We start from the raw sequence: 19,035 nt of genomic DNA on the forward strand, positions 1-19,035 counted from the left end.
GCTTTATCAGTTCTTTGATTCTTGAGTCGGTTAGACCTTAGCAACTTTCTTTGGCCAAGGGTCGTCGAATTCTCCGCCGTTTTTCCACAGTTCCAATTCTTCATCCGTTAAGAAGCAGCGATTTAACGCTTCGATAAAGGTATCTGCTTCGTCACTTTGACCAATCACGGTCAGTCGGCATCGGCGATCACCAAACCGACTTTCAACGGCATCGATTTTCTCCTGTAGAATGGCTCTCTGTTCTGGAGTGAAGTCTTGTGATTCATCATGAATAACCGATTCACGCCAGAAGCCCACTACCTCAAGCCCAACGTTTCCGTTTGCCTGACTCCACAGCAAGGAAACATCATCTCGGGTAGGCATCCAGAAAAAGCCTTTGCTGCGAAAAACTCCTTTGGTCAGGTAGCTGTGGCAGGTCTGCCAAAGTCGAACAGGGTGGAAAGGTCGGTCGTCTTTGATGACCTTGGCGACAATTTTTTGATCCTGCTTCCCTGCCAGTGTGAGCGGAGCATTGACCTGATCTCTCAGCTCGGCGGATAGTTGTTCGACCAAGAAGAAATTGTAGTTTTCAATGTCTCTGAACTGCTCAATCCCAACGTTACCCCATGAGGTTTGTATGATATTGGCGTAAGGGTTGAGTGGATGCAGTGCCTGTGCAATGCGTTTAACCGATTCCGTTTCCAGCTTATCGGTTTTGGTAAGAAAAACGCGGTTAGAAAACATGATCTGCTCAACCAGAAGGTTTTCCAAACCACGGATGCCTTTTTGCAGGTTTTCCTGCCAAGTTGGGATTAAACCTTCCGCGTGGTCGTAATCGTCTCTTAACCACGTAGAGTCAACAAGAGTGATCACACCTTTCAACGAGTAGGCGTGCTGCTGGCGTTTAAAATATTCGACCAGAGGTAAAGGGTGGCTACTACCTGAAGTTTCAATAAGAATCCACGGCGGCTGTTTTTTCTTCACGAGCCTTGTGAGTGCTTTGTGGAGTTTCTTAACACCTTCCGGGCTACTTACACTATCCCCGCTGATGGTCATAAAATTACCGTTGTTTTCATTCACAACATCGGTGTTCATGATCAGCACGCCGTCGACGTCCAGCTCACTCATGTCATTTACCACCACCGATGGAACACTGTCGGCATCCTGAGTCTGAGCCAGAACGCTACGTAAAACGGTGGTTTTTCCTGAACCGAGAAAACCGTGCAAAATAGTGACAGGGATGGTAGCCATGAACGTAAACCTTTATTTGAACAGATGCTTAACGAGCATCAAATCTGAATTGGTTGACGTTATAACATAACGGAATGGGTTTGTAATTTTTATCGGTTAAGAGAGCGAAACATACCAAAAAGCGATGGAAACCTGCCCACCGCCTTTGGTTCATAATCTGCTTACATAATGTAGTCGGTAATCTAATCGCGTTGCGCCTTGCTGGTATTTGCCAAATCCGTCAGACGACGACATCTACCCGAGTTTCAACTCTATTGTTATTTTCGACGAATTCCATAGAGACGCTGTCTGCTTCACTCTTAGACATTCGGCGGAAAATGCTATCGGCTTGGTTTCGGGAATCACCTGCGATGTAAAACTGAGTAGTCAAAAGCTCCCGATCCCCATCAAACACTTTTACATGAATGTGTGGGGTACGCCCTGGGTAAACGGTAGGCTTGATGGTTCGAAAGCGATAGTTGCCTTCTTCATCTGTTACATCGTGCCCAAACCCTTGAAATCCAGAATCGTAAGTGACGTTTCTATCGTCGCCTGTGTGTAGATATTTTCCATTCACATCGCATTGCCAAATTTCAATTTTATGTCCGGTTAAAGGCAGCCCTGCTTTAGAAAGAATTTTCCCTTTTAGATGAATGATCTCACCGCCGGCTTGTTCAACGGCTCCAGCCACTTTCACCAGATCATTGTCGATATCAGGAAAACGCATCGACGTTTCCGGATAGAAAGGACCTTCTGTGGCACTAGGAGTGAACACTGCAGCGATAGTACTGTGTGAATACATAGGTAATGCTGCGAGCGCCGCTATGCCTTTTACAATACCTCTTCGACTTACTGATTTCATAGATAGAGAGCTTCCTTGTAGTTATGATTTTTCTGATGACAGTGTTAGGAAAATATAGTTGATGTTCCCAGCTCCCAACATGTCATCTCATCAATCTGACATTAAAGAAGGCTCAATGTTTCAGTGAATGAATGTTTATTGATTATTATATTAATAATGAGTTTGTGGTGATTTAAAATATCTAGTTGAATTAATGAAGATTTTATCTTCTTAACTATTTTGAGTTTTTGGGGTTATTTTTCGATAAATGAGTTAGCTAGCCGCCTAAATCAGATGAAGAATTATTCGGGAGCCTATCCAGCTCCCGAATGTTTGAGCTCACCCCACTTAGGCTTCTTCGACTGGCTCATTCTCGTAAGCATTTTGCAGTAATGCTGATAGCTCGTTGGAGTGAGTGAATTTTTGCGATGAACTCAGAATTCTTCTGCATGAATAGATTAGTGTTGCTAATGAACAAGTGGCTAAAATCGCTGAAAGCCGAAAAATACTCGAAAAATTTTTAAGAGAGATAGAAGAGAATTGAGTAACAGATAGCAAGATCAAAAACGCCCGATGAAACTCATCGGGTGTTTTAATTTACATCCATCAACCCATTTTAAAACGGGTGATGACGTAATAACCGCTTAGTTCAGGTCAGCAAATATCGCTTCTGCATTAACCACACCACCTGAAACCGCTATACCAAATGTCAAGAACACTGAATTCTAGATAAATGAAATGAGTTGATTATCGCACTTAACACTTGAAAACCTTGCTCGTATAGCTCAAGTCTGTACGATGAGTTACTGCTTTTTCAAGTTAATTCTATGTATCAAATAGAAAAAAGAAATGTGCATAAAGTGGTGGAGTGATATGAAATTTCAGCTTAAAGCTTATCTAGGATTATCGATAGCACTCCTCAACTTATTTGATCTCAACAAATCACATCTTACTCATAATCAACACGTCAATGTTGGCTAAACAGGAATGCAATATGAGCAGTTTTGAACACCCAGGTGCCCAGCGAGAAGCCATAAGGTTGATTAATGAAGCGTTGGAAAGTGGTGGAACACACCTTGATCTGAGTGGCTTACGCTTAAGGAAAATTCCAGAAGAGATAGAAAAACTTTCCGCCACGCTAACCTCTCTCGACCTAAGTAGATGCGTTAACATAACTAGCTTGACAGGAGTGGAAAAGCTAACCCAACTTACGTCGTTAAAGGCAAATTTTTGTCGAAACTTAAAGAGTTTAGCTGGAGTTGAGAAGCTAGAGAAGATCAATTTACTGAGCTTAAGGTATTGTAGCGCGTTATCAAGCTTAGAAGAAATAGAGGATCTTCTAAGCCTGACATCACTTAGTCTTGAAAATAGTGATTTACTCACAGATCTGAATGTAATTAAAAATCTCAATCAACTGAAAGTATTAAACATCGATCATTGCTCAAGTTTAAAGTCTTTTGATGGTGTTCAAGGGTTGATATGCCTATCAGAGTTATCTGCTCGTCGCTGTGGAGAATTGACCAGCCTTTCAGGCATTGAGCACCTTCTCAATCTAGAGAGTATGGACTTAAGTGGATGCAGAAATCTTTCAAATTTGTATGGTATTGAAAGCTTAGGAAAACTTCACAACTTAAATCTTACCTCCTGTCAGGGTCTGACTAGCTTGGCTGAAATCAGCGATTTGAACTCACTTGAGGTGCTAGATTGTTGTGGCTTAGACTTTATCACCGACCTCACATTTACTCGAGGTATGGAGCGACTTACTACACTGGATATAAGTGCATGCGCAAATTTGACCAATCTTTCAGGCTTGGAAAAGCATAAGCATCTTGAGTATTTAGGACTAAGAAATTGTGAATTATTAACTGATCTGTCAGTCCTTAAAGAGCTAAAGCAACTTAAACACCTTGATGTTTCAGGGTGTAAAAATTTAGTGAGCTTATCTGGAATCGAGCAACTGAACCTGATTACCGAGCTAGAGCTTCGAGATTGCCAAGGTTTAACTAGCCTAGAAGAGATAAAAGGTCTGACTCATCTGACAAAGTTGAATATTAGCGATTGTACAAACATTGTAAGCCTGTTTGGTATAGAAACACTCTCGACACTTACAGATTTGAACGCCAACAATTGTGATACCTTAACCACGTTATCTGGTATAGAAGGGCTAACACAACTGAAAGCGTTAAGCATTTGTGATTGTACAGGTGTTACAAGTTTATCGGGTATTGAAGGACTAGATAAGTTGGAACATTTGGATGTGTCTTGGTGTCCACAACTGGTTGACCTAGATTCAATTGAAGGCTTAAAGCAAATTAAAACGTTAGAGATTAGTGAAGCTATTGACTTTGGGCAGTTAGAACAACTTAAGACTTTAGCTCTATATGGGATAGCAAATATCACTAACTTTTTGTGCCTGAGGAGCAATACCCAGCTCACTAATCTAGTTGTGAGTAGGTGCGAAAGTTTTGTAGATTTGCAAGGTATAGAATTCTTAGAGCATCTTGAGCGCTTGTACATCACGGATTGCACTAACTTATCTAACCTATCGAATATCACTGAGCTTCATCAGCTTAGCAATTTTTCAATAGGTGCTTGTGATAAGGTAGCTTTACCTTGGAATATTGGAAAGCGACTGCTTCTAGATGCTCCTCGACTAGAGGTGTGGGGTAGTTTACCCATTGAACATATCCCCTCAGAGCTCACTGAACACTTTGACCAAACAGCCATAGAAAACTGGCTGCACGATGTTAAAACGGGTGGGAAGTGTACTGCAAATTCTATGAAGGTGATGCTGCTTGGAAACGGGCGGATTGGCAAAACCCAACTTGCTAGACGCTTACGGGGGAAGGGGTTCGATTCTTCCATACCTAGCACGCATGGTATTCAAATTGATCGCTACACCAACGACAATGGCACACAAATCAATACATGGGATTTTGGTGGGCAAGATGTGTACTTAAGCACACACAGCCTGTTTATTGATCGCAGGGCACTCTATCTTGTGCTGTGGCACCCCGATCATGAAAATACCAACTTAGTGAGTTGTGAGCAACTCAATATAAGAAATAAGCCCCTCAGCTATTGGCTGGCCTACCTGAATTCTCTGGTAGGAGAAAATGCGAACATCATCGTATGTCAGGCGCAGTGTGACTTTCCAGAACAGGAACAATCTGAGCCTATCCCACACCCAAACCCATTTCTTCGGTTAAAGAGAACGCCAATTAGCACCATAGCTGAGGATGGGCTTGATATTTTTTCTCCGCTTTTCTCTCGTTCAATTCAGTATCAGCTGGACAAAAATGGTGAAACTTGGTTACCCCAGTCATGGATGAAGGTTGAGCAGGAAATTCGAGAGAAATATGAGTGTGGTGAAAAAAGGTTAAGTTTCTCGTCGTTCGAAGCAATGTGTGAAAGTGCCGGCGTTTCTGCACCTAGTTCTTTTGCGCAATATCTTCATCAATCAGGAGCTGTGTTCTACAGCGAGGGTCATTTTGATAATGACCTTATACTCGACCAAGAATGGGCATTGGAGGGTGTCTACTTGCTGTTGGAAAGAGACAATGCTCTCCCGGCACTTAAGGCAAATTGGGGTAAATTTACAAAAGAAACAATCAGTCCGTTGTTATGGGATGAGTCAAACAGTGTGGCACAAACAGGCCTCTTCATTGACATGATGGAGCAATGTGGTGTGTGTTTTGAAGTTGCTAATAATCAGTACATTAGCCCAGATGCATTACCAGAAAAGAGTGTGGTTGAGAGGCATATTTCTCAGATATGGCAATATTCAGAACCAGATGTGCACGTGCAATTAGAGTATGAATTTCTTCATGATGCCACACAACGCGTTTTGCTGAGTAAGATAGGTTCGATCGCTAAGTCTGAAGCATGTTACTGGCGCTATGGGTGTTGTTATTTTGATAGTAAACATCATGTGAAAGTCTCGTTTGAGTGCGTGGAGGTTGCTGAGCAAGAGCGAAATCAACAACAGATACAAAGTTATTCCCGACCTGGTTATATAGATATCACGCTATCTGGTAAAGGTTCAAATAGTCTGGCTAAGCACCTTGTTCAATCGATACAAGAAACCAACCATCTCGGCAAATCACCTAACGTTCGCTGGTTATTAGGTACGCAACAGCAAGACAAAGATTCTCAATATCAATCAAAAATGGAGCCTTTTTCCGATATGGGTGAAGCAACCGCAGTACAAAAACCAAAAATTTATTTTTCCTACGCATGGGGTGACGAGACAGACGAGCGTCAGGCAATGTGCAACGACATCTATTCTAAGTTGTCTGAAATGGACTGGCTTGATGTTCATCGAGACAAAAACTCGATGGAGTTAGGTGACAGTATTGATGAGTTTGAGCGAAATATAGGTCGCGGAGATTTCATCGTATTGCTTGTGAGTGAAAAATCTCTTCAATCAGAGCACTGCATGAAAGAGTTGGGCTTGATATATAGCCGTTGTCAGGGACAGCAAAAAGAGTTTGTGAGTAAAGTCATCCCTGTAGTTTTAGCAGACGCCAAAATTGGCAATCTTATGGATAGACTAGAAATTGTAGAGTTCTGGACGGAGCATTTAACAAAGCTCGACAGTATGATAAAAAAGTTGGAGCAATAAACGCTGGAGCAGAATCTGTCCGAAGTTTACAAATGACTCAGTCGTTTATCTCCAGTTGTGCTGACTCCCTAACTTGGTTGGCCGATTTAGTGACAGAGCGCCAGCCAGAGCTTCAAGTGGATGCAACACTAGAGTTGATAAAGAAACGAATTCAGGCAGCTTAAATTGTGTGGAAGAAGTAGTTTCTGACTTCTTTCACATCCATGCGGTTTAGATTGTACGTCTCCACATTTTAGTGAAAAACTTCACAGGATAACGAATACAAAAACGCCCGATGAAACTCATCGGGCGTTTTAATTTACATCCATCAACCCATTTTAAAACGGGTGATGACGTAATAACCGCTTAGTTCAGGTCTGCAAAGATCGCTTCTGCGTTAACCACACCACCTGAAATCGACAGGGTGCTGAATGGAACCAGATCTTCTGGCGAAGACGGCTTCTTAACCAACAGCCCTGGGTACGTCGTGGAATGTTTCATCAGCAATCTTTTCAGCTGTGTTGCTGATAAGTCTGGGTATCGAGACCAAACCAGAGCCGCGACACCAGAAACGACTGGAGCTGCCATACTTGTGCCACTGTAAGCGGCGTAAGTGTTGTCTGGTGTAGTCGAAAGCACTCGGTATCCCGGTGCGAAGATGTCAACGCTCTTTTGACCAAAGCTACTGAAGAAAGTCACCAGATTTTCATCCGCTGCTTTATCGGAAGCACCGACATCCATCCAAGTTGGGATTGGGTGACCACCGTAGTGAACCGCGTAACGGTTCGGGTAGCTTGGTTTGATGTCATTATCGTTGCGGCTGTTACCAGCGGAGTGAACAATCAATACATCTCGGCTTGCAGCATAACGGAAGGCTTCGTCCACAATGTATTTGTGAGGTGAGTAGCTCTTACCAAAGCTCATGTTGATGATTTTTGCACCGTTATCAACGGCATAACGTACCGCGTTAGCGATGTCTTTATCACGCTCATCACCGTTTGGAACCATACGCACAGCCATGATCTGAGCGTAGTCAGCCACACCGTCGATGCCTACGCCATTGTTGCGTTCGGCAGCAATGATGCCAGCAACGTGTGTACCGTGTCTGCCAACTGGTCCTTTCACATCATTATTACCGTAACCTCTTTCCCAAGGGTTTCTTGGGTTGTCCATCACGATGGCTCTGCGTGGATCAAAGTCTAAGTTGTAGTGGTAGTTGATGGATTCCTGGTAGCGGCTTACGCGTGACTCCAGGTATTCAAATGAACGCCATTTTTCAAATACAACCAGCAGACCTTGTGCAGCGGCAACGACAGTAGCATCTGAATGAGTCAGTAGTGGCTGAAGCCCTTCCTTAGAAAAATCGGTGTGGTCTACGACAGCTAAAATTTCTGCTTTGTACTGGTTTGCCTGCTCAGTAGCCAGAACAACCTGATCCAATGCATTTTGGTAGTAAGCCACCGACTCTAGGTAGTCCGCTTCTACGCCTTCATAGTAAGCGCGTTTTTTCGGCGAGATCCAATATCCCTTTTCTTTCAGCTTGAGGTACTTTTTGTACTCGCGCGTCACCTCTAAGGTATCTTGTTCCATATTGACGCCAAACGCGTTACCCAGATAGTTCCATCCGTGAATATCGTCGATGTAACCGTTGCCGTCGTCATCAATGCCATTGTGTGGAATTTCGTCTTCGTTCGTCCAAAGCTTGTTTTTCAGGTCTTCATGGTCGGTATCCACACCTGAATCCAGAACCGCAACAATGATCGGCTGTGGCTGAAGTGGTGGAAGAAGGTGGTCGTATACAAAATCGACACCAGAACCCTGAATCGCTGAATAGTTTGGAGAAGCGTTGAACCAGTCGCCGCGGTGTTCTGTCGGGTCGCTCAGTGTTCTGAGAACACTTAACGCCGGTTTAACCGACTGAGGAGAGTAATCCTCAACGATGGTGCCTTTTACATCTTTTATGAAAGGAGAGTTGATCGGGTCTCCTTCGACATTTGCATAAGCTGAAAAACTGGTACAAGCAGTTATCGCCACTGCAAGAGCGGAAAGTGTATATCCTTTATTCATTGTGTTGCATCCTTTTATCATTATGTGCTCAAAAAGCGACCTGAAGATAAAATGAATACAGTTGAATATCATTCGCATTATTTATAAAGTGCGTAATTGATTCCATAAAGCAATGTATTGCATATTAAAGTATGCATATAAGTTTGAAATGAATGGAAAAGAGAAAGGGAAATTCGCCACTTTTCAGCTTAAAAGTACTCTGTCTTTTACTGGTGAAACAAACAAAAAAGGAGGCTACGCCTCCCATATTGTTATTTAAATTCAGTCGATTAAAGTGTTTTTCAATATCGATAAGACCACAGATATTTTTCCTAAACGAATGCACTTTGAGAGTACTTTCTGATTTCTCCAAGCGCATAAGCAATGATCTCGTTATGCTCCAGAGATGGAGAGAAGAATACGCAAATGTTGTAGTTAATTGTACTGGCTACCTCAAAACAGTCGATCTTAGAAATATGCCCTAGTTGGCAAAAAGGTGTCGCCAGCTCATCAGGCAAAGCTGCCCAGCCATTGTGCTTAAGTAGCTCTATGACGACGTCGTTATTGCTGACTATGCTTGAGTTTGGAGAAACTTTAGCTCCCTGCAGCCCAGTATCAGAGTGGTTTTCTAATATGTACTGCTTTTCAATTTGAAGGTCTGTGATTCTCACGTCAGAACGTTTTGTCAACGGGCTGTTCGCACCAACATAAATGGACAAAGGAACCCGTCCCAGATTGATAAAATTCACTTCTTTGTCTGGACGAACCATCATTTTTATCGGCATTAATGCAAGGTGCGCTTGTCCGCTTATCAAATCTTCCATCGCTTCTTGACGGCTTCGGTGTAACCAGTTGAGTTGGGTTTGTGGGTACTGTTGGCGAATGTTTCTCTCTATATGAGCAATAAGAGAAGAGGGAATCATTGCGTCGTGATAGATATTGAGGACGAGTATCTCCTGATCAAAGGAGTTCAGTGCCGCTTTTTCGAATTCCTCTATTTGTCGGGAAATGGCTGCACCTCTGGGGTAAAGTTGTTTAGCTGCGTTTGTCGGGACTGCGCTGCGCCCCTCAATGTCAAACAGATCAACCCCGATACTGTCTTCAAGAATCGTCACATGCTCACGTACTGTTGAGCGATCTCTTCCGATACGCCTCGCTGCAGCGCTGTAAGAACCACATTCATATACCGCGCAAAAGCTCACTATCTGATCTCGTGTAAACATTGCCTATATTCAATTTATGGATGGGAAAGCCCAACAAAAGTGGTTATATCATAGTTTATTTGAGCGGTATATTGAACATATAGCAAATGAGCTAACAAACAATTTCCTTAAGTGAGGTGCTTATGTTCAAGTTTAACAAGGTTTCTTTTGCCGTTTTGATGTCTGCATGTGTGGGTTTTTCTAGCGTTGCGGTGGCTAATGATTACAAGGTTATTGAAGGTGTTATTTATGGGCAGGGTGACGTTACGCTAAACGGTGAAGTGCAACCAAGAGATCTATGGATGGACGTGTATCTACCTGAAAATGTTCAGGCTGAACCGACTGAGGCTATTTTTATGACTTTTGGTGGTGCATACCATCGAGGTCACCCACACAACCCTTATTTAATGGAAGGCGCTCAAACGACTTCAATGAAAGAGTATTGTGAGACGTTCGTAAAACGTGGTCATGCCTGCTTTACCATTGACTATCGAGTGGCTCCGGAACAACCAGTCCCAACTCGTGAAGGATACAGTGAAGACATGCTGAATATGGATGCCGTCCCCAACATGCAAGGTCAGGTGAACATTGTTCGCTCTCTTATGGAGCTGCCAGCACTCGACTTCAACAAACAAGCTGATGTAGAGATACTCGAAAATACCGTACTCTCAGCGGCAGAAGACTTGCGTAGTGCCGTTCGTTTCGTGAAAGACAACGCCAGTGAATACAACATTGACCCAGATAAAATTGTGTTAGGTGGCTTTTCTGCAGGGGCAATTACCAGCCTAAATGTCGGGCATGGTATGCAGGAACCTGTAGCGGGCGTGATGATGTTAGGTACAGCAGAGATTGGGTTCGATATTAAGAAAACCGTCAAAGATGGAGAAGAAGTGAGCCCAATTCTGATGTTTCAGGGTCAGTACGATTTGCCAGCGACCTTCATCGGTACTCCGGATCTTTTAGAGCATTACAATAATGTGGGTGTTGACTATTCCTACTCATGGATCCCCGGCGCAAGCCATTTCTATCCTGCTGGCTCGGTGGCTCTGTCCGGTGATGGTTTACGTAAGCCAATAGAGCAGCGGATGGTCGAGTTTATCGAACGTGTCACTCAATAAGAAATAGAAAAATCATAGAATCTAATGCAAAGCACTCTCAATAGAGAGTGCTTTTTTATATCGATTAAAGCACTTTTTTAATAGCAGCTTCCGCGCATGCTACATCCAGGTGACCACCCGGAGCGCCGCCTACACCAATCGCACCAATGATTTGATTATTCACTTTGAGTGGAATGCCACCTGCAAGCAGCAACAGGTTGTCATCCATATCTTTTAGCGGTTGCAAAATTGGTTTTTCAGAGATGGTCTTCATCAGGTTTGCGGTAGGCTGCTTCATGCTTACTGCCGTAAACGCTTTTTTACGTGAGCTTTCCAGCGTATGAGTCCCGGCGTTGTCAGCACGCAGTTGAGCTACTACACGACCCGCGGTATCAACCACAGTGGTACTTACTCGGTAGCCTTGGGAATGGCATTGGTTTACGGATTCTAGCGCCAGCTGAAATGCGGTTTGTGAAGCAATATTAACGACATTCACGGTCTTGTTTTCAGATGCGGAAACATTGGTGCTCATCAGACCGGTAACAGCAAACGCAGCAGCAAATAAGGTGTGTTTCATTGTCATGGGTATCTCCTTGTTATTGGATGTCTGTTTTGATGGAGCCATCTTAAATAAGGTCGAATTACCGAATACTTTCACCAACATTACAAACTGGTAATGTTCAATTTATCCGCAGAAAAGCTGTTAAAATTTGACCTGTAGGACAAGTAAAAAGGAAATCTGTGTGAGAGTGTTGCTCATTGAAGACGACAGCTTTATTGCTGACTTTGTCATTCAGGGTTTGGAACAAGAAGGCTACAGCGTGACCCATACTGCCAATGGTTTGGATGGTGTACATCTGGCGAAGAGTGAGCCGTTCGATATTCTGATTCTCGATATCATGTTGCCGGGCAAAGATGGGTTTCAGATCCTCTCTGAATTGCGCGGGGAAGGGCATTCGATCCCGGTGATTATCCTTAGCGCAAAGCACTCGGTTGAAGAGAGAGTACAGGGAATCAAATGTGGTGCGGATGACTATCTTGTTAAGCCATTTGCATTCAGTGAATTGCTGGTACGCTGCCAGGCATTGCTACGACGAATGTCTGTTTCTTCAACGCCAAATACTACCTTGAAATATCTGGATGTAGAATTGAACCCACTGAAACGAGAGCTGGTTCGGGGCGGCAAAACCATCGCACTCAACCAGCGGGAATACGCGTTGGCATATCTGCTTCTTCAGAACCCGGAAGTGGTGCTCTCGAAAACCAGCATTCTGGAATCGGTCTGGGGGTATCAGTTTGATCCGCAAACCAATGTAGTCGACGTGTTGGTGTGCCGACTTCGTGCCAAGCTAGACAAAGGCTTTGACCAGTCGCTGATTCATACTATTCGGGGAGTGGGTTATGTCCTCAAAACAGAATATTGAGTTGGCACTTCAGCAAGCTAAAAAGCAGCTGCTTGCACAGTTTATGGCTCTGCTGTTTGGCGGTTTAGTGGTGATCTTGTTGCTGATTGGCATTGTGTTTTTCTTCGATTCCTACAAAGAAGAAAAGAAATACCTCCACAGTCTTTCCACTGAATATCAGCGCATACTGACCTACGAATCCGATGAAAAGCTGATCCACGTTATCGAATCCAATCAGCAGCGTTTGTTTGAAAATCATATTTCGGTCTACTTATCAGATAAATCTGGTGTGCTCAGCTACTTTGCGGGTGATGAGTTTCCTGTGATGGGGCTGGATAAAGCGATAATGGATTGGGAGGATCAGGGATTTTTCTATTTCTTATCGCAGCCGCATCTGGCCATTCAACTGCAAGGAAAGGTGCATGTCTTCCGGCTGGTTGTGGATTTGGATTCCCGCTATGCGTCTGCGTTCAAGAACTGGCTGATTACCTGCCTGTCTGTGGTTTTACTTGCGCTCATCACTGCGGTGTTGGTTCATAGGCTGTTATCCAAAACGCTGCTGCCATTGTCTCATCTGGCTGAAGACATTCAGCGTCTGGATGAAGGTAATCTAAACGAAATTTCTCAAACTCAGGTTTCGCAAGCCAATGGCGGTTTTGCTCTGCTTTATAGCAGTGTCCACAATATGCTGGGTAAGCTGACAACTTGTATCACCACCTTAGACAGAACGTTAGATGCCATTGCACACGATCTCCGCACACCCCTCACTCGCATTCACCTGACGGCAGAAAAAGCCTTGTCGCTGCCAGCTGAAAATCATTCTCCAGAACACCTTTCTAAAGCCAATGCGGATTTAACTCAGGCGTTGAGTGATTGCGCAGAAAACTCCACTCAAGCCAATAATCTTCTGACCGCTTTGATGAAACTGAATGACGAGCTGACAGGCAAGAAGCCTACTCGACTAGAAAAGATCGACCCGAATGTAATGATGAGCCGAGTCGCGGGCTGGTACGAAGACATTGCAGAGGTAAATGGTATTCACCTGAATCTGGAACTGGCAGACAGCCACTTTGTGGAAGCCGATGCTTACAAGCTGACTCAGATTATTGTCAATGTGCTAGACAATGCATTGAAATACACGCCGGAAGGTGGCTCGGTGACTCTTTCCACCTCAGTCCACCAAGGTGATTACCTGATTGCTATTAAAGACACGGGTATTGGTATTGACCCCGAATACCATGAGTTGATTTTCAAGCGCCTGTTTCGGGTGGATGAAAGCCGTAATTTAACGCCCGGATATGGGTTAGGGTTGTCGCTGACCAAAGCGATGGTAGACAGCATTAACGGTTCAATCTCGGTTGAATCCACACTGGGGCAGGGCAGCTGTTTTAAGGTTGGATTGAAGAGAGTCACGGTATAAAAAAGCCAGTGGTTACCCACTGGCTCATATAAAGGCTATTCATTTATAAAGATTTTTGTTCCTGAAATGGCTTGTCTTTATCCTCTTCTTTCGACCAGAAATACGCCAGTACCGAACCGGACAAGTTGTGCCAAATGGAGAAAATCCCTGCTGGCAACGCAGATAGCGGTGTGAAGAACTTCAGCGCAAGAGCGGTCGCCAGACCGGAGTTTTGCAACCCGACTTCAATAGCAATGGTTTTGCAGATGGTTTTATCGAATCCTAAGACACGGCATAAACCGTAGCCAGCAATCAAACCAATACTGTTGTGAAGCACCACCGCAAAGAAGACCCATGCACCAATATTGGCAATTTGATCGCGGTTCAGTGCCACGATAATTGCAATCGCCAACACAATGGCTGCCATAGAAATCAGCGGTAGCACAGGGCTAATACGCTCAATGGGTTTACTGAAAAAGTGGTTGACGAATACGCCGATGCTCACGGGAATCAGCACAATCTTCACAAGGCTCATCACCATTTGCATGACGGGAACATCAACGCTGACTCCCAAAAAGAGATCCACTAAAAACGGTGTCATGACCACGCCTAGCAAAGTGGAGATTGCTGTCATGGTAATAGAAAGTGCAACGTTCCCTTTAGCGAGGTAACAAATCACATTGGACGCAGTTCCTCCTGCGACACTGCCCACCAACACCATACCGATAGTCAGTGCTTCATTCATACCAAACGCCATTGCAATCAGAAGGGCGGCAAGAGGCATAATAGAAAATTGAAGAAATACCCCTACACCTACGGCTTTCAGGTATGAAGAAAGGCGCTTAAAGTCTGCGATTCTCAGCGTTAAGCCCATCGATAACATGATGATCATAAGCAGTGGAACGATTTGGCTTTTCAGAGGAACGAATATGTCTGGTTGAATATATGCCGCCGCGGATCCTAAGATCGCCCACAGTGGGAACCAGTTGATGATTGTTTTAAGCATGATGAATATATGAGAATGGATTCATTGGTGTGTTTGATAATCCATCAAATGTGTCGGTATGTACAAGCGTTTTAGGTAGCTTGGTGTTTAAAACTGGTCAAAAACTAAGGTTTCTCTTAAGTGTAAAAATCCAGTTAATGAATAAAAACCAGTTGGTAATTTTGGTTAACTATCAATTATTCGTTCAATAGCATGTGAATTTGGTTGTGTTAAGTAAAATGTTTCATTTGGCATTATTGTCTCATTCAGAAAGAAACGGACCGAAAATTCAGCTCTCGATTGTCAGAAATCGTCTCAAATTCATCTTTTCCACCTCATCCCAAAAGTGCAACTCATCGCATTCACGCATAGCTTTTTAGAGCAAGTTAAAAAGACCATATACCTATGGCACTCACAAGAACGAGCTTGATGTACGTAGTAGGCTGAATTTCAATATTTTAAGAATATTCACAGGATAATTAGTATGTTAAGGAAAGTACTAAGTTGCTGTATCGCTGCTTCGTTTGCGGTGATCTCAACGTCAAGTCAGGCACAACAAAATGAAGTACAAGGATTTACAGCGGAGGGTCAAACACTGGCTCCTCTGGTTTCTGCACCGGAAAGCCAAGGCGTGGAAGGTCAGTACATTGTGGTACTGAAACAGCCTCTGACATTGGCGAGCAACCCTGAATCCATTCAGACTTTCACGCAGCAAACAGTTTCTAGCCTGGAAACTGAGCAAGCGGTGAAAATTGAGAAGGTATTCGATCGCTCAATCAGTGGTTTTGTCGCAACGCTAAATGCCGAGCAACTTCGTTCGCTGCGTGCGGATCAGCGTGTAGAATTTATCGAGCAGGATCGCATCATTTCCATCGACCCGGTTGTTTCGGCTAACGCCAACCAGAGCAACGCAATCTGGGGTCTGGATCGAATTGACCAGCGTGACCTGCCACTTAACCGCAACTACAACTACAACTTCGACGGCACAGGTGTTACCGCTTATGTAATCGATACCGGTGTCACCACTACTCACCCAGAATTCGGCGGTCGTGCTGTATCGGGTTATGACTTTGTCGACAACGACGCTGATTCCACTGACTGTAACGGTCACGGAACACACGTAGCGGGAACCATTGGTGGTACTCAGTATGGTGTGGCGAAAAACGTCAACATCGTAGGTGTCCGAGTCTTGGGTTGTACAGGTAACGGTTCAACTTCTGGTGTTATTGCGGGTGTTGACTGGGTGGCTGCCAATGCCTCGGGTCCTTCAGTCGCTAACATGAGCTTGGGCGGAGGTGTATCAACTGCGCTTGATCGTGCGGTTGCCAATGCCGTTCAGTCTGGTGTGAGCTTTATGCTGGCGGCAGGTAACTCTAATGCGGATGCTTGTAGCTCATCACCTGCTCGTGAGCCAAGTGGTGTGACCGTTGGGTCTACGACCAGCAGCGACAGCCGTTCCAGCTTTTCTAACTGGGGTAGCTGTGTTGACGTATTTGCGCCAGGTTCCAGCATCAAGTCTGCCTGGTTCGACGGTAGCTACAAAACCATCAGCGGCACATCAATGGCTACTCCACATGTAGCAGGTGTAGCGGCGCTTTACCTGCAAGAAAACGGCGCACTTTCTCCTGCTCAGGTTTCTGCACTTATCAGTAATCGTGCAAGTGTCGGTAAAGTCAGCGATACCAAAGGTTCTGTGAACAAACTTGTTTACAGTCAGGTAGGCAGCGGATGCGATACTAACTGCCCTAATCCGGGAGACGGTCAACTGAAAAATGGTCAGGCTGAAACAGGTATCGCGGTAAGTCGTGGTGAGAAGAAACACTACTACATCGATGTACCTGCGGGCAGAAGCTTGTCGGTGACAATCAGTGGTGGTTCTGGTGACGCAGACCTCTACACCAGATTTGGTGCGCAGCCAACAACCAATACTTGGGATTGCCGCCCATACCGCTGGGGTAACAGTGAAACCTGCACAGTACCGACGACTAAGAACGGTCGCTACTACATCATGCTGAATGGTTACTCTGCGTCGAGCGGTATAACCCTGAAAGCCAGCTACTAAGTACAGTCGCTAAAAAGGCAGGTCTCAGAGACCTGCCTTATTATTTTTATGCAGTTTTATACTGGTCGGAAAGACTCACCTTTAAAGGTTTGAACTGGGTTTCCCCGCTCTACCTCCCAGTGCTGTTGCCAACGCTGCTTTTCTTGTACTGACATTTCCGATTCTTTCATTTGTTCCAGTTTCTGGAATAAAAGAACTCTGGCGAATCGTTTGTTGCTGTGCTGGCTTCGCTCACTTTCGACTCTAACGGACAGACCAGTCTCAACGTGAGTGGCTCGAACTGCTGAGTCGGTAGTATTGATATGCTGACCACCAGAACCCGATGCCCTACAGGTCTGAAAACACACTTCCTGATCGAAGCTCGATTCAGAAACGTCGTACACCTGACCACTGATAAACCAGTTCTTGCGTTTGTGTCTCGGACGAACTGGGCTTTTGCATACCCACAAGATACTTCCTTGCCATTGCTGAGCAAACGCCTGTGCCACTTTCGGTTGTTTCGATTCGAGCTGCAGTAAAACCGACTTGTAACCCTCGTTTTTGCTGCCAGGAACCAAATCAAGCACATCCATCCGTATGCCTTGATTCCCGCATTGCTTTTCAATATGTCTGACGGCAAGTTTCACTGCCAGACAACACTCTGTCGGACCTTGCCCAGCGGTAAGTTGAAGCAAAATCATGATCGGCAGTCTCCGTGAGTTTTGAACGTAAGAACCGGTCTTAACCTTGCCACCACTTCAACTAGGTTGGCATCTACCAAATCAGAGATGATGGTTTCGCACTATTTGTAGGCTTGAGGAGCTTCATCAAAAAGTAACTCTTTGTTGCCGCAAATAACCCGGCTGCCCAATACTGTGCGATACAGATCCTCTCGCTTGTACTTACTTCCCAAGCGACCTTTACACTCCCCACGTTTCCACTTTCTGCCAGCGCCATGAGCTAGAGAGAACAGGCTGGCAAGAACGTTATCGCAATGTTCTGCATTTTGTTCTTTAGGTTTAACCAGATAGCTGAAATCACCACGAGAACCCGGGATAACCACATAACCTTGATCGCTAGGAGTTGCTCCTTTTCGATGGATCCAGCCGTTCACTCCGTTAATTGATTTTCGGCTGACCAGATTGTGGTTCACATCCAGTACGTTATGCCCGTCTGAACGAGTGGCTTCCAGAAACCTTCGAGCGATGAGCTCCCGGTTCAGTTCTGCCCAGCGAACCGCTTCATCGTGTTGTGAAAGATAGCCTTGAAAAGCCTCATCATTTTCATTTAGCCCGTCATGGCTATAGTGAGAGATGTGTTCGGTTAATATCGATTGCCCAAAGCCCCTGGAGCCTGAATGAACAAGAAGCAGCAACTGCTTTTTATTCAGACCAAGCTGCTCCAATGAGTTTTGGTTGTATACGGCATCAATTGACTGAAACTCAGCAAAGTGATTACCCCCACCAATTGTGCCCAATGCACGATCAAACAGTGAGGTCTGAATCGCTTTTTCGCTTTTTCTTTCAGTAATAACGTCTTGCCAGCTCTCATCAAGTGGCGTTTCAACCCGTTCCAGTTTTTTAGCAAGTTTGTCTACATTGACCTTGTTGGTTTTGATGTCGGTTTGCCACAGAGACATTCCGCAGCCAATGTCATTGCCCACTAAAGCAGGATAAATCTTCCCTTGTGTAAAAAATGCCGCGCCAATTGGGTAGCCTCTACCGGGATGCAAATCGGGCATTCCAGCGGCTTTTTGTACACCTTTAAGTTCAGAAGTTTTGGTGAGTTGTTGTATTGCCAGCCCTTCAATCCATGTGTTTGCGGATGCAATTAGGGTGACAGAGTCAGTAATTATTTGGACGGATTTGCCCATAATACCAATTCCTTAAAAATAGGATTTAAACGAATAACGTATTGGCAGGTCGATTGACCGGGCGACAAGTAAGCGTAAAGAAGTGTAGAGCGTTACTTAGCGGGCAAGACCTGCAAAGGACAAAGATTGATTAAGCATGTTGTTTCTCCTCCGCAGTTGTTGTGAAAAATATCGCTTCTTCGTGAAGCGGGCGAATAGTAATCAATAGAAAATCAGAAATCAAATGGAATTTAACGTCTTAACTCGCTGGATTGGATAGCAAAGTAAAGGGTTACGTGAACTCAAATTGAAGTTGCAGCAGGTTTGGCTCATATCCCGACTACCTGCAACCTCGTT

14 protein-coding genes are annotated in these 19,035 nt (G+C 44.6%); 6 read left to right on the top strand and 8 right to left on the bottom strand.

Annotated features, from left to right (window positions below):
• Window positions 1-30 precede the first annotated feature (30 nt).
• Both INR79_RS20200 and INR79_RS20205 read right to left on the bottom strand, forming a co-directional pair.
• A complete protein-coding gene (locus INR79_RS20200; protein WP_223099396.1) occupies window positions 31-1,230 on the bottom strand; it encodes a CobW family GTP-binding protein in 1,200 nt (399 codons plus the stop codon).
• Between the two features lie 220 nt (window positions 1,231-1,450).
• Entirely contained in the window at window positions 1,451-2,071 is a 621-nt protein-coding gene (locus INR79_RS20205) for a protocatechuate 3,4-dioxygenase (RefSeq protein ID WP_223099398.1), read from the bottom strand.
• Window positions 2,072-3,044: 973 nt separating this feature from the next.
• Here INR79_RS20205 and INR79_RS20210 point away from each other — a divergent pair.
• Together INR79_RS20210 and INR79_RS28145 are read left to right on the top strand one after the other, a co-directional pair.
• Complete coding sequence (locus INR79_RS20210; protein ID WP_223099400.1) at window positions 3,045-6,674, top strand: COR domain-containing protein; 3,630 nt, start codon at window positions 3,045-3,047, stop codon at window positions 6,672-6,674.
• 32 nt (window positions 6,675-6,706) lie between these two features.
• Window positions 6,707-6,838, top strand: coding sequence for a hypothetical protein (locus INR79_RS28145; RefSeq protein ID WP_262415448.1), 132 nt, complete (start codon window positions 6,707-6,709; stop codon window positions 6,836-6,838).
• A 181-nt stretch (window positions 6,839-7,019) separates the two neighbouring features.
• Here INR79_RS28145 and INR79_RS20215 read toward each other — a convergent pair whose 3' ends face one another.
• Entirely contained in the window at window positions 7,020-8,720 is a 1,701-nt protein-coding gene (locus INR79_RS20215) for a S8 family peptidase (protein WP_223099402.1), read from the bottom strand.
• Window positions 8,721-9,031: 311 nt separating this feature from the next.
• Entirely contained in the window at window positions 9,032-9,922 is an 891-nt protein-coding gene (locus tag INR79_RS20220) for a LysR family transcriptional regulator (protein ID WP_022560732.1), read from the bottom strand.
• Window positions 9,923-10,044: 122 nt separating this feature from the next.
• Between INR79_RS20220 and INR79_RS20225 the strand changes: the two genes are divergently transcribed.
• Window positions 10,045-11,019 (top strand): alpha/beta hydrolase, encoded by a 975-nt coding sequence (locus INR79_RS20225; RefSeq protein ID WP_223099404.1) that lies wholly within the window; start codon window positions 10,045-10,047, stop codon window positions 11,017-11,019.
• A gap of 64 nt (window positions 11,020-11,083) precedes the next feature.
• Here the strand turns inward: INR79_RS20225 and INR79_RS20230 are convergent, their stop codons facing one another.
• Window positions 11,084-11,581 (bottom strand): GlcG/HbpS family heme-binding protein, encoded by a 498-nt coding sequence (locus tag INR79_RS20230; RefSeq protein WP_223099407.1) that lies wholly within the window; start codon window positions 11,579-11,581, stop codon window positions 11,084-11,086.
• A 160-nt stretch (window positions 11,582-11,741) separates the two neighbouring features.
• Here INR79_RS20230 and INR79_RS20235 point away from each other — a divergent pair, with 160 nt between their 5' ends.
• Complete coding sequence (locus INR79_RS20235; protein WP_223099409.1) at window positions 11,742-12,422, top strand: response regulator transcription factor; 681 nt, start codon at window positions 11,742-11,744, stop codon at window positions 12,420-12,422.
• Entirely contained in the window at window positions 12,400-13,821 is a 1,422-nt protein-coding gene (locus tag INR79_RS20240; protein WP_223099411.1) for a sensor histidine kinase, read from the top strand. The genes INR79_RS20235 and INR79_RS20240 overlap by 23 nt, the downstream gene beginning before the upstream one ends.
• Before the next feature lie 43 nt (window positions 13,822-13,864).
• Here the strand turns inward: INR79_RS20240 and INR79_RS20245 are convergent, their stop codons facing one another.
• Window positions 13,865-14,806 carry a bile acid:sodium symporter family protein gene (locus tag INR79_RS20245; RefSeq protein ID WP_223099423.1) on the bottom strand — a complete coding sequence of 314 codons (942 nt, stop codon included), beginning with the start codon at window positions 14,804-14,806 and terminating at the stop codon, window positions 13,865-13,867.
• Between the two features lie 463 nt (window positions 14,807-15,269).
• On the opposite strand from INR79_RS20245, the gene INR79_RS20250 reads away from it, so the two are divergent.
• Window positions 15,270-16,847: a S8 family peptidase gene (locus INR79_RS20250; RefSeq protein ID WP_223099425.1), complete on the top strand. Its 1,578-nt coding sequence runs from the start codon at window positions 15,270-15,272 to the stop codon at window positions 16,845-16,847.
• Window positions 16,848-16,903: 56 nt separating this feature from the next.
• Here INR79_RS20250 and prfH read toward each other — a convergent pair whose 3' ends face one another.
• Together prfH and INR79_RS20260 are read right to left on the bottom strand one after the other, a co-directional pair.
• On the bottom strand, window positions 16,904-17,527 hold the full coding sequence (prfH, locus tag INR79_RS20255) for a peptide chain release factor H (RefSeq protein ID WP_223099427.1): 624 nt from the start codon (window positions 17,525-17,527) through the stop codon (window positions 16,904-16,906).
• 101 nt (window positions 17,528-17,628) lie between these two features.
• Window positions 17,629-18,699: an RNA ligase RtcB family protein gene (locus INR79_RS20260; protein WP_262415449.1), complete on the bottom strand. Its 1,071-nt coding sequence runs from the start codon at window positions 18,697-18,699 to the stop codon at window positions 17,629-17,631.
• Between the last annotated feature and the right edge of the window lie 336 nt (window positions 18,700-19,035).

This window comes from Vibrio sp. SCSIO 43132 (assembly GCF_019904195.1).
GTDB classification, from domain to species: Bacteria; Pseudomonadota; Gammaproteobacteria; order Enterobacterales; family Vibrionaceae; genus Vibrio; species Vibrio nigripulchritudo.